Annotated in this window: 2 protein-coding genes and 1 pseudogene; all 3 read right to left on the bottom strand. The window is 71.6% G+C overall.

Going from position 1 to position 13,477, the window contains the following annotated elements:
• Nucleotides 1-83 precede the first annotated feature (83 nt).
• Complete coding sequence (locus ACWFRJ_RS02365) at nt 84-4,709, bottom strand: amino acid adenylation domain-containing protein (RefSeq protein WP_453524292.1); 4,626 nt, start codon at nt 4,707-4,709, stop codon at nt 84-86.
• Nucleotides 4,706-11,383 (bottom strand): annotated as a pseudogene (locus ACWFRJ_RS02360) (amino acid adenylation domain-containing protein); the annotation flags it as partial. The gene ACWFRJ_RS02365 and the pseudogene ACWFRJ_RS02360, both read right to left, overlap by 4 nt.
• Nucleotides 11,384-11,416: 33 nt before the next feature.
• Nucleotides 11,417-13,363: an ABC transporter ATP-binding protein gene (locus tag ACWFRJ_RS02355; RefSeq protein ID WP_453524290.1), complete on the bottom strand. Its 1,947-nt coding sequence runs from the start codon at nt 13,361-13,363 to the stop codon at nt 11,417-11,419.
• Nucleotides 13,364-13,477: the final 114 nt, after the last annotated feature.

Here is a 13,477-nt window from a genome sequence, read left to right as displayed (position 1 = left end):
CGCGTCTCTCCTCAGAGCGAGTTGCTTCGAGCGGGTTCAGGACCGGACAGGACGGTGGGCGGACGGCTCATGACGGCTGACGGTTACGGGATGCCGTCGGCGAAACCGGCTTCGAGTTCGTCGACCTCGTCCTGCGCGAGGTCGAGCAGCGGGAAGTCGGAGGACGTGTGTCCGCCCGCCGTGGGATCGGCGGTGTGGGCGGCAAGACCGCCGAGCAGGTCGATCCAGAGTCGGCCGAGGCGTTCCGTCGCCGCCTCGTCGAGCAGCTCGGCGGCCCAGCTCAGCGTGAGGGTCAGCCTGGGTCCCGTGGCCGTGTCGACGATCACCGCGCCCGCCTCGATGGTGTGGGTGGCGGGCATGGCCGGGTCGAGCGAGCCACCGATCGTGACGCTCGCCGTGTCCGCGGTGAAGCGGCCGAGGTAGTTGAAGCCGATCTGCGGGCGCGGCAGGGCGGCGAGCACCGGTGCGGTGTCGGGATTGAGATGACGCAGCAGACCGAACCCGAGCCCGTCCCCCGGTATCGCCCGCGCCTGCTCCTTGACCGCCTTCAGCAGCACCCCGGCCGCCGGACCACCCGCCACCACCTGACGCACATCGACGCCGCCGACATCCAACCTGACCGGGTGCGAGCTGGTGAACCAGCCCACCGTGCGCGTCAGCTCCGCACTGCCGAGCGGCCCGCGCCCATGACCCTCCACGTCCACCAGCACCGAGGCCGCCGACCGACCCCGCCATTGGACGACCGCACCGGCAAGGGACGCGAGCAGCACCTCGTGCACACCGCAGTGGAAGACCGCCGGTGTCCGGTTCGTCAGCGTCTCGGCCTGGTGAGTGGGAACGGTCCACGAACGGCGCCGCATGGTCCCCGCGATGTCGCGCTCCGGGTCCAACTGTCTCTTACCTAAGCTCAGTTCACCCTTCCCCAGCACAGCTGACCACTCCGCGAGTTCGGCGACCCGCGCCTCCCCGGCAGCCTGCTCGACCAGCAGCCGGGACCAATGCCTGAAGGACGTGCCCACCGGATCCAGCCGTGCCTCACGACCGGCCGCCACCGCTTCGCACGCGGCCTTCAGGTCCGGGACCAGAATCCGCCACGAGACCCCGTCGACCGCCAAGTGATGTACCACGAAGGCCAGTCGGCCGACCCGCCCAGGACCGGCATCCACCCACGCCACCTGAAGCATCACGCCCGCCGAGGGGTCGAGGCGCTCCGCGGCCTCCTGTGCCGCCTCGTCCGCGATGTCGTCGAGGGTCCCGGCCACGGCATAGGTCGCGTTCACGCGGGTGACCAACGCCTCCGCGTCCACCGAACCCTGCTCGCGGACGAGCAGCCGCGGACCCGCCTCACTCTCCTCCACCACCGACCGGAGTACGTCATGGGTGTCTACGACCGCACTCAACGCAGAGGCCAGCACGTGCCGTTCGAGCCTGGACGGCGCGCTGAAGACAGCCCACTGGGCGAACTTGGGACGGACGGCTGCCCGCTCGCCAAGTTCCCGCATCACAGGTGTCCACGGCACCTCGCCCACGCCCGCGTCCTGTGCGGCCGACGCCTCGTCCGCTGTACGGCCGACGGCCGCGAGCCCGGCGGGCGTCTCGTGCTCGAAGACGTCCTGCGCCTTGAAGAGCAGGTTCGCGCGGCGGGCCCGCGCGGCCAGCTGCATCGACATGATCGAGTCGCCGCCCAGCTCGAAGAAACTGTCCTCCACGCCGACCCGCTCGAGACCGAGCACCTCCGCGAAGAGACGGCACAGCGTCTCCTCCGCCTCGGTCCGAGGTGCACGGCCGACGACGCGCTCCGCGAAGTCCGGCGCGGGCAGCGCCACGCGGTCGACCTTGCCGTTGCGGGTCACCGGCAGAGCATCGAGGACGAGTACGACGCCGGGCACCATGTAGTCGGGCAGCACCTGAGCCACGTCGTCGCGTACGCGCTGGGGGTCGATCACCTGGCCGTCCGGGACGACATAGCCGACCAGACGGCGCTCACCCGGACCCTCCTCACGGGCGACGACCACAGCCTGAGCCACGGCGGAGTGGGCGGCCAGGGCCGCCTCCACCTCGCCCAGCTCCACCCGGTAGCCACGGATCTTGACCTGCGCGTCCGCACGGCCGACGAAGACGAGCGCACCGTCCCCGGACAGGCGCACCAGGTCGCCGGTCCGGTACATCCGCTGCCCAGGCGCGTACGGGCACGCCACGAAGCGCTCAGCGGTCAGACCTTGGCCGTTCCAGTAGCCCTGCGCCAGCCCGGCGCCCGCCACATACAGCTCACCGGCCATGCCCGGCGGAACCGGCTGGAGGAACGCGTCCAGAACGAAGGTCCGGCGTTGGGGCAGCGCGCTCCCGATCGGCAGTGCGGGACCCATCTCGTCACCCGGCTCCAGCACATGCCAGGTCGCGCACAACGTCGTCTCCGTCGGCCCGTACATGTGCCGGACGGAGACATCCGGGCACACCTCGCGCACACGGGCCACCGACGCGGCCGGAACCACGTCCCCGCCGGTCAGCACCTCCCGCAGTCCCACAAGGCAGTCCGGGGACTCCTCCGCAAGCACCCTGAACGAACCTGCGGTCAAGTGCACCGCCGTCACACCACCCTGCACGTGCTCACGCACCTGCTGGGCATCCACCACACCCGGCCCGGCCATGACCACGCGGCCACCGGAGGCCAGCGGAACCCACATCTCGTAGAGCGATACGTCGAAGGCGTGCGGGGCATGCATCAAGATCGCGTCCGCCGGGCCGACCGACCAGCCACGCTCCCCCACCAGCGACGCCACACTCCCGTGCGGCACCGCCACGCCCTTGGGCACACCCGTCGAGCCCGACGTGTACATCACGTACGCCACGTCCTGCGCCGCCAACGGCGCGGCGAACCGTTGACCGCCCTCGGCAGCAGCCAGCGCCTCCGCGACACGCGGGGCATCGGCCACCACCAGCCGCGCGACGAGGCTCTCCGGCACCACACGCCGGCTCTCCGTCATGCACACCACCACCGCGGGAGCCGCGTCCCGCAGCACGAAGGCCAGCCGCTCCACCGGCGAACTCACATCGACCGGCACGTAGGCGGCGCCTGCCCGCCACACCCCCAGGAGCACGGCCACCAGCTCCGGCGACCGTTCCATCACGACCGCGACGCGATCGCCCCGGGTCACGCCGAGCGAGGTCAGATGCGCCGCCCAACGCCCTGCCCGATCCCACAACTCCCCGTACGAACAGTCTCGTTCGCCCTTGACCGCGACCGCGTCCGGTGCCGTCTCCACCCGCCTCTCGATCAGCTGCGGCACCGACTCACCAGCCACCGAAGCGGCCGCCTCCGTCCCTGTCTCGGGCAGCGCGCCCTCGACACCGACGCGCCCGACCGCCACCGACGGATCCGTCACCATGCGTTCGAGGACGCCGGTGAGCAGCCCGGCCAGCGCCTCGCCCACCGTCTCGTCGACCAGGTCGGGCTGGTAGGTCACATCCACCCTGAGACGCTCGCCCGGGGCGATGCCGATCGACAGCGGGTAGTGGGTCGCCTGGCGCGACTTCACCGTCGTCAGGGAGAGCGTGTCGGGTGTGGCCGCGTCTCCGGGCGGCCGAGGGTAGTTCTCGTAGACCAGGAGGGTGTCGAAGCTCGCGCCGGGACCGGCCAGTTGCTGGATCTCGGAGAGGCTCAGGTGCTGGTGGGCGAGGAGCGCGGACTGGCGGTCCTGGAGCTCTCGGAGCAGGTCGAGCAGCGGCTGCGAACCGTCGAGCCGTACCCGTACCGGAAGTGTGTTGATGAAGAGACCGATCATGGAATCGGCGCCCGGCAGCTCCGGAGGGCGGCCCGCCACCGTCGCGCCGAACACCACGTCCCCGCGTCCGGCGAGGCGGGCGAGCACCAGTGCCCACGCGCCCTGCACGGCGGTGTTCACCGTCAGGCCGTTGGCGCGGGCCAGAGCGGTAAGCGCCGCGGTCGTCTCCGCGGTGAGGGAGGCGGACCGTTTCTTCGGGGGTGTGTCGCCGCTTGCCGGGTTCGCGGGGCCCACGACCAGCGTCGGTTCATCGGCTCCCGCGAGCTCCGCCTTCCAGGCTGCTCGTGCGGCCTCCTTGTCCTGGCGGGAGAGCCAGGCCAGGTACTCCCGGTAGGACGTCACGGGTGTGAGGCCCGAGGCGTCGCCGCCCGCCGCGTAGATCGCGGAGAGTTCGTTGAGGAGGATCGGGGCCGACCAGCCGTCCATGAGGATGTGATGGCTCGTCATCACCAGGCTGTGGCGGCGCTCTCCGAGGCGGATCAGGAGCAGACGCATCAGTGGCGCCGCCGCCGGGTCGATCCGCTGCGCGCGTTCGCGTGCGGCCAGGCGTTCCGTCTCGGCCGTCGCTTCGGGCCCGGTGAGGTCCGTGACGTCGGCCTCGCTCCACGGCAGGACGACCTCGCGGGTGATGAGCTGCACGGCCTCGCCCGTCTTGCGCCGCTGGAAGCTCGCCCGCAGCGCCGCGTGCCGGGCGAGCAGCGCCTCCCAGGAGGCACGGAAGCGGCCCGCGTCCAGGGGGCCTTCGACCGCCAGTGTGTTCTGCACGGTGTAGACGTCGGTTCCCTGGCCGTTGAAGTCGGCGTGGAACAGGAGCCCTTCTTGCAGGGGCGACAGCGGCCAGACCTCCGCGAGCGCGGAACCCTTGGCCCGGGGAGCCGACCGGGGGGCGGCGGGCGCGTGCCCCGTGGCGGGGACGGGAGTCTTCACAGCGAACGCCCTCCTTCGAGCTCTGCTGCTATCGCTTCGAACTGCTCGACCTCGTCCTGGGCGAGCTCGATGAGGGGGAAGTCGGACGGGGTGTGGCCGCCCGCCGTCGGGTCCGTGGTGTGGGCGGCGAGGCCCGCGAGAAGGTCGAGCCAGCGGCGTCCGACGCGTTCCGCCACCGCTTCGTCGACGACCGCGCTGTGCCAGCTCAGCGAGATGGTCAGCTCGGGCCCTTCGGCCGCGTCGCGGATGGTGGCACCGGCCTCAAGGGTGTGCGTGGCCGGCATGGCATCGGCGGTGGAGCTTCCTACCGCCTCTTCGCCGGCCATCTGCCAGGGCTCCACGGCGGACGTTCCCGTGACTGCGGGGAAACGCCCCATGTAGTTGAAGCCGATCTGCGGGCTCGGCAGCGCGGCGAGCACCGGGCCCGTATCGGGGTTCAGGTGCCGCAGAAGTCCGTACCCGAGTCCGTCGCCCGGCACCGCCCGCGCCTGTTCCTTGACCGCCTTCAGGAGCGAGCCGGCGTCCGGTCCACCGGCTGCCGCCCCTGTGGTCCCGATGCCGGACAGATCGATGCCGGACAGGTCCAGGCGGATGGGGTGCACGCTGGTGAACCAGCCGACGGTACGCAGCAGATCCGCGTCGCCGACCGGCTTGCGTCCATGTCCCTCGACATCGATGAGGACCGTCCAGTGAGTGCTGCCTGCGCGCTCTTGGACGACCGCGCCGGCCAGCGTGGCGAGCAGCACCTCGTGCACGCCGCAGTGGAAGAGCGCAGGTGTCGGTCCGGCGAGCGTGGCCGCCTCCTTGGACGGCACCGTCCACGACCGGTGGCGCATGCCTGAGGCCGTGTCCCGCGCCGGGTCGAGGGCCCGGTGGCCGAGGAGTGGTTCCGCCCGGCCGTCGAGGAGGGCGGTCCAGTCGTCGAGTTCCACGACGCGATTCTTTCCGGTCGCTTCCTCCACGAGGAGCCGCGACCAGCGCCTGAAGGACGTTCCCACCGGATCGAGCCCCGGTTCCTGCCCGGCGGCTGCCGCTTCGCACGCGGCGCGCAGGTCCGGGGCCAGGATCCGCCACGAGACCCCGTCGACCGCCAAGTGGTGCACCACCAGGACGAGTCGGCCGACTCGCTCCGGGCCCGCGTCCAACCACACCGCCTGGACCATCACTCCGGTGAAGGGGTCGAGCCGCAGGACCGCTTCCCGCGCGGCGCGGCCCGCGAGCGCGTCCAGATCGTCCGTGGGTACGTTCGCCGCGTCGACCCGGGCGATCAGCCGTGCGGCGTCCACGGATCCGCGCTCGCCCGCCACCAGGCGGGGCCCGGTGTCGCCGTCGGCAACGGCCCGCGCGCGCAGCATGTCGTGGGTGTCGAGTACGGCGCCCACACCTGCCGCGAGCACTTCGCCGCCGAGACCCGCCGGAGTCCCCATCACGACCCACTGGGTGAAACCGCCGCCCAGGGCCTGCTCGCCCAGGGCCCGCATCACGGGCGTCCAGGCCACATCGCCCTCCCCGATGTCCGGTCCCGACATGTGCCCGGCACCGAGCCTGACGACCCGCGCGAGGCCTTCCGGTGACCCGTGCTCGAAGACGTCCTGGGCACTGAATAAGGCCCCCGCCCGGCGGGCGCGGCTCACCAGCTGCATCGAGCTGATCGAATCCCCGCCGAGCCGGAAGAAGTTGTCGTCGGCGCCGACCCGCTCGAGGCCGAGGACCTCGGCGAACAGGACGCAGAGGATCTTCTCCGTCTCGCCTTCCGGCGCCCGGCCCACGGCGTGCTCGGCGAAGTCGGGCGCGGGCAGCGCGGGGACGTCGATCTTGCCGTTCGGGGTGACCGGCAGTGCGTCGAGACCGATCACGGCTGCGGGCACCATGTAGTCGGGCAGGGCCTTCGCCGCGTACTCGCGTATTGACGGCCCGTCCACGGTCTGTGTGCCGATCTGTGGGTCGGTCCGGGTATCGGTCCGGGTATCGGTTTTGCCTTCGGTGCCCACCACGTAGCCGACCAGGCGCCGTTCCCCTTGCCTGTCCCGCTTGAGGATCACCACGGCCCGGTCGACGGCGGGATGCCCCGCGAGGGCCGCCTCGATCTCGCCCAGCTCCACCCGGAACCCGCGCACCTTCACCTGTGCGTCGGCCCGACCGGCGTAGACGAGGTCGCCGGTGCGGGTGCGGCGCACCAGGTCTCCGGTCCGGTACATCCGCTCGCCGTGCGCGAACGGGCTGGCCACGAAGCGCCGGGCCGTCAGCTTCGTACGCCGCAGGTAGCCGCGCGCCAGGCCCGCGCCCGCCACATACAGCTCGCCCACCGTGTCCGCGGGCACGGGATGCAGGAAGGCGTCAAGGACGTGGGCGGAGGTGTTGGCTACCGGGCGTCCGATCGACGGCTCGTCCTGGGCGTCGAGAGGGCGGCTCACCGTCGAGGCGACCGTCGCCTCGGTGACTCCGTACTCGCTGTAGATCTCGCGGTTCGCCGACCACTGACGGCGCAGTTCGTCGGAGACGGGTTCGCCACCGATGACCAGGACGCGCAGTGCGGGCAGTTCCTCCGGCGGCAGCTGCGCCAGGAGGGTCGGTGTCATCGCGACGTGCGTCACCCGTTCCGCGCGCATCAGGTGGACAAGCTCCTCGCCGGTCGCGTGCCGTCGGGCGGGCGGCGCGAGAACCAGTCGGCCGCCCGCGCAGAGCACCGGCCAGATGTCCGACATGGAGACGTCGAAGCTCGGCGAGACGAGTTGGAGCACCGCGCTGTCCGCGTCGATCCGGTAGCGCTCGACGCGGTCGGCGACGAGGTTGCGCAGGCCGCGGTGGGGGACGACCGCGCCCTTGGGGGTGCCGGTCGAACCGGATGTGTAGATGATGTACGCCGCGCTGGACGCGGTCAGCGGTGTGCGCCGCTCCGTGTCCTTCACCGGGCTTTTCGGGGACTCGGCTGCCACGGCTCGGGCGGTCAACGGGTCCTCCAGTAGCACCAGTTGACCGGGGAACTCCTCCGGTACCGCGTCGCGGGTCTCCCGCACGCAGATCAGGACCGGTGGGGCCACGTCGTCGAGGAGCATGCGCAGCCGCGCCGGGGGAAGTGCCGGGTCCACGGGGACGTAGACACCGCCCGCCGCCGAGACCGCGAGGAGGGCGGTCACCAGTTCCGTCGAGCGGTCCGCCATGACGGCCACCCGTGTCTCCGGTCCCACTCCCCTGTCCGTCAAGTGGCGGGTCAGGCAGGCTGCTTGTGCGGCCAGTTCGCCGTACGTCGTCGAACGCGGGCCGTCCACCACCGCCACCGCGGCGGGTGTGGCCGCGGCCTGTTCCGCGAAGAGGTCCGGTGCCAGCGCGTCGGGCACGGGCAGCGCCGCCGTGTTCCGTTCCCGGGCCACGAGCGCGCGTTCGGCGGCCGGAAGGATGTCGAGCCGTCCCACCGGCGCCGACGGGTCCGCCACCATCTGCTCGAGGACGCGGATCAGCGAGGAGATCACGGCCTGGGCCCGTTCACGTCCCACCACGTCCGGGCGGTGCACGAGCAGCCCCCGCAGCCGGCCGTCGGGGACGACGATCAGCGCCATCGGGTAGTGGCCCCTGTCCTCGGGCTCCCCGACGGGGCGGATGTCCAGGCCTGCTTCAGCGCCCGATCCGCCGGACGTGCGGGGAAGGTTCTCGAACACCACGAGGGTGTCGAACACCGCGCCGGGTCCGGCAAGTCGGCGGATCTCACGGAGGCCCAGGTGCTGCCCGCCCATCAGCCCGACCTGCCGCTCCCGCAGATCCGCGAGCATCCCGGCGACCGACTGATCCGCCGCCAGACTCACCCGTACAGGCACGGTGTTGAGGAACAGGCCGACCGCCGACTCCACCCCCGGCAGGTCCGCGGGCCTGCCCGCCACCGGAGTGCCGAACACGACGTCCGTGCGCCCCACGAGCCGGGCGAGGATCTGAGCCCACGCCCCCTGCACGACGGTGTTGACGGTCACGCCTTGAGAGCGGGCCAACTCCGCCACACCGCGCGTGAGTTCCTCGGTGAGTTCGAACGGCACCGGCTCCGGAACGACCTGCGCCCCGGTCAGCTCCTCGGGCACCACCAGAGTCGGCTCGTCCGCCCCGGCGAACTCCGCGCGCCATGCCTCACGCGCCGCTTCCTTGTCCTGCCGGTCGAGCCAGGCCAGGTATGTCCGGTACGACGTCGTCGTGGGCAGCGTCCGGCCTTCGCCGCCCGCCGCGTACACCTCGGACAGTTCCGCGAAGACGACGTCGGTCGACCAGCCGTCCACCAGGGAATGGTGGACGGTGACGATCTGGCGATGGCGATCGCCACCGAGGCGTATCAGCAACAGCCGCAGCAGCGGCGGCGACCCGAGGTCGAACCTCTCGGCACGCTCGGCCTGGGCGAGGCGCGCCACCTCGGCCGGCACCTCGCCCTCCGGCAGCTCCGAGAGATCTGCCTCGCGCCAGGGCAACTCCGCCCCGGCCGTGACGACTTGCACCGTCCGGCCCGATTCGCGCTGATGGAAGCTCGCGCGCAGCACGGCGTGCCGGGCGAGCAGCGTCTTCCACGACGTCCGCAGACGGTCCGCGTCAAGGGGGCCTTGCAGTGCGAGCGTGCGCTGGCTCGCGTACACGTCAGGACCGCCGTCCCCGCCGTCCTCGTGGTCCCCGTCGTCGTCGAAGGTGGTGTGGAAGAGGATCCCTTCCTGCAGCGGCGACAGCGGCCATACGTCCACCATGCCGGGCACCGCGGCCCGCAGCCGGTCGGCCTCGTCCTGCGGGAGGTCGCCCATGAGCGATCCGGCGAAGGCGTCGCGGACTGCGGGTTCCTGGTGCTCCCCGGATCGCGCGATCGCCGCCAGGGCCGCCGGTGTCGCGTGCTCGAAGACGTCCTCCGCCTTGAAGAAGAGCTTCGCTCGGCGGGCGCGTGCGGCCAGTTGCATCGACATGATCGAGTCGCCGCCGAGGTCGAAGAAGCTGTCCTCGACGCCGACGCGTTCCAGTCCCAGCAGCCCCGCCATCAGCGCACACAGGATCGTCTCGGCCTCGGTGCGGGGCGCGCGTCCGGTGACCATCCCGGCGAAGTCGGGGGCGGGCAGGGCGGCGCGGTCGACCTTGCCGTTGCGGGTCACGGGGAGCGCGGTGAGGGGCAGTACGACGGTGGGGACCATGTAGTCGGGCAAGGTCCTGGCGACACCGTCCCGGACGAGTCGAGGGTCGAAGCCGTCCGGCTCCTCGCGGACGAGTCGAGGGTCGAAGCCGTCCGGCTCCTCGCGGACGAGTCGAGGGGCGAAGCCGTCCCGCTCCTCGCGGACGAGTCGAGGGGCGAAGCCGTCCCGCTTCTCCTCGGGGACGACGTAGCCGACCAGACGGCGCTCGCCCTGGCGGTCCTCGCGGGCGACGACGACCGCCTGGGCCACGGCCGGGTGGGCGGCCAGAGCCGCCTCCACCTCGCCCAGCTCCACGCGGAATCCCCGCACTTTGACCTGGTCGTCCGCGCGGCCGACGAAGAGGAGGTCACCGGCGTCGGTCTCGCGCACCAGGTCTCCGGTGCGGTACATCCGCTCGCCCGGTGCGTGCGGGCAGGCCACGAAGCGTTCGGCGGTCTGTCCCGGCCGGTTCCAGTAGCCCCGCGCCAGGCTGGATCCCGCCACGTACAGCTCCCCGACCGTACCGGCGGGCAGCGGCCGGAGAGCCGCGTCCAGGACGAAGGTCCGCCGGTGGGACAGCGGGCGCCCGATCGGGAGTGCGGAACCCGCCTCGTCGCCCGGCCTCAGCACATGCCAGGTCGCGCACAGGGTCGTCTCGGTCGGCCCGTACAGGTGCCGGACCGTCACGTCGGGGCAGGCGTCACGCACCCGGGCCACCGCACCGGGCGGGACCACGTCACCGCCTGTGAGCACCTCGCGCAACCCGGTGAAGCAGTCCGGCGACTCCTCGGCGAGCACGCGGAACGAGCCCGCGGTCACATGCACGGCGCTCACGCCGCCCCGCACCTCCTCGCGCACCCGCCGCCCGTCCACCACACCCGGCTCGGCGATCACCACACGGGCTCCGGCGGCGAGCGGCACCCACACCTCGAAGAGCGTGACGTCGAAGGCGTGCGGAGCGTGCATCAGGACCGCGTCCGCCCGGCCGACCGGCCAGCCGTCCTCGCCCACCAGCGCCGTCACGCTCGCGTGCGGCACCGCGACGCCTTTCGGCACCCCGGTGGAACCCGACGTGTACATCACGTACGCCACGTCCTGGCCGTCCACCGGCTGTCCGTTCATCGGCGCGTGGACGTCCGCGCCGTCGCAGGCCGCCACCGCCGCTCGCACCCGCGGGTCGTCGACCACCTGCACGGCGGCGCTCGGCGGCACCGCGCCCCGGGTCCGCGCGGTGCACAGCACCACCGCCGGAGCCGAGTCCTCGATGACGAAGGCGACGCGCTCCGCCGGGGATCCCGCGTCGACGGGGACGTAGGCGGCGCCCGCCCGCCATACCCCCAGGAGCAGCGCCACCAGGTCCGCGGACCGCTCCATCACCACCGCGACGCGATCGCCCCGGCCCACACCCAGCGCGGCCAGATACGCCGCCCACTGCCCGGACTCCGCCCACAACTCCCCGTACGACAGGGTCCGTTCGCCCTCGATCGCCAACGCACCGGGCGACGACTCCACCCGTGCGGCGATCAGCTCCGCCACCACCGACGACTCCACTACTTCCCCCTTCAGGCAGGCGCCGGCTGGCGCTCAGCGCTCGTCCGGTTCGCCACCGAGGCGCAGGATGTGCTCCCCGCCGACACCTGGCGGCGGGCCGCTGCCGCCGAGCACGGGTCCGCTCCCGCCGAGGACGGGTCCGCCCCCGAGGACCGGCCCCCGCAGCACCGGCTCCTTGTGGCCGTTCGGGCCCGCTCCGTTGGTGCTCGGGCGGTTGAACTGCGTGTGGTAGAGCTCGGCGTAGAGACCTCCCGCCGCGAGGAGTTCCTCGTGTGTCCCGCTCTCGCGGACCTCGCCCTCGTCGATGACGAGGATCTGGTCCGCCTCCCGGATGGTGGACAGGCGGTGGGCGATGACCAGCGATGTCCTGTCCCGTAGGGCGGTGGTCAGTGCCTGTTGGATGGCCGCCTCGGACTCGGAGTCCAGGTGCGCGGTGGCCTCGTCGAGCACGACGACGGACGGCGCCTTGAGGAGCAGCCTGGCGAGGGCGAGGCGTTGTTTCTCGCCGCCTGAGAGGCGGTGCCCACGGTCGCCGACCACGGTGTCGAGGCCGCTCGGCAGTGAGCGGACCAGGTCGCCGATCTGAGCCGCGTCACAGGCTCGGAGCAGATCGCGCTGCGTGGCGTCGGGGCGTGCGTAGGACAGGTTCACGCGGATCGTGTCGTGGTAGAAGTGCGCGTCCTGGCTGACCACGCCGACGACGTCGCGCAGCGAGTCGAGGCTGACGTCGCGCAGGTCGTGGCCGTCGATGCGGACACTTCCCGACGTCGGGTCGTAGAGGCGGGACACGAGGTGGGTGGCGGTGGTCTTGCCGCCGCCCGACGGGCCGACGAGGGCCGTGAGTTTGCCGGAGGGCACCCGGAAGGTCATCCCGTGGAGCACCTCCGCCGTCTCCTTGGCACGTTCGGCCGCGGACAGCGCGTTGGACTCCAAGGAGGCCAGGGACACCTCGCTGGCGCGCGGATACCGGAAGGACACCTGCTCGAACTCGATCTCCGGCGCGGGGCCGCTGCCTGGCGCGGAGAGAGAGACCGGGTTCGGCTTCTCCTCGATGAGGGGCTTGAGGTCGAGGACCTCGAAGATCCGGTCGAAGCTGACCATCGCGGTCAGCGCGTTGGACTGCAGGGCGGACAACTGGGTGATCGGCCCGTAGAGCCGGCCGAGCAGCGCGGCCAGGGCCACAAGCGTGCCGATGCGGAACACGTCGTCGAGCACCAGTCGGCCGCCGACGCCGTAGACGAGGGCGGTCGTCAGTGACGCGAGCAGCGCCATGAAGATGAAGGAGAGCCTGCTGTAGACCGTCCAGACGACACCGATCTGGCGTACGTCGCCCGCTCGGGCCTCGAAAGCGGCGGCTTCCTCGCGCGGGCGCCCGAAGAGCTTGGCGAGCATCGCCCCGCCCACGTTGAACCGCTCGTTGATGATGCCGCCCAGCTCGCCGTTGGCCTGCATCTGCGCCCTGGAGTAGTGCTGCAGGCGCCGTCCCACATAGATGCCGGGCACGATGAACAGGGGCAGCATGACGATGGAGATCAGGCTGATGAGCCACGACAGATAGAACATCTCGGTAAGGACGAGCAGGACCGTCAGCACGCTGGTCGCGGAGACCAGCATCGTGGTGAGGGCCTGTTGGGCCAGCATGACGTCTCCGTTGAGGCGGCTGGCGAGCAGTCCCGTCTGTGTCCGGGTGAAGAACGCCATCGGCTGCCGCTGTACGTGCTTGAAGGCCTCGACCCGCAGATCGCGGCTGACGCCCTGCCCGATGCGCCCGGAGAAGTAGCTCTGCACGAGCTGCGCCACCGCGTCGACGAGGGCGAGTCCGGCGACGACGAGGGCCACGGTCGTGATGACTCCCGCATCGTCCTTGAGTATTCCGTCGTCGATGATCGTTTTCAGGAACAAAGGGGTGGCCACGATGATGACGGAATCCACCACGGTGGTGAGGAGCAGAAAGGCGAACGCGGTTTTGTGCGGCTTCATGTAGGACATCGCCCGGCGCACTGATCCCGGCCGGAGCGATTGCTTCTGGGCCCCGGATTGCGGCCCCCCGACGGTAGGCCCACCAGGTCCTTGGGTGATCAACACTCGACGGAA

This window comes from Streptomyces sp. NPDC055239, from assembly GCF_053606205.1.
This window is presented reverse-complemented; position numbering and strand designations above follow the sequence as displayed.

What these genes read in the sequence shown, in the direction of transcription:
- ACWFRJ_RS02355 (WP_453524290.1), bottom strand. Translation starts at nt 13,363, where the DNA reads ATGAAGCCGCACAAAACCGCGTTCGCCTTTCTGCTCCTCACCACCGTG.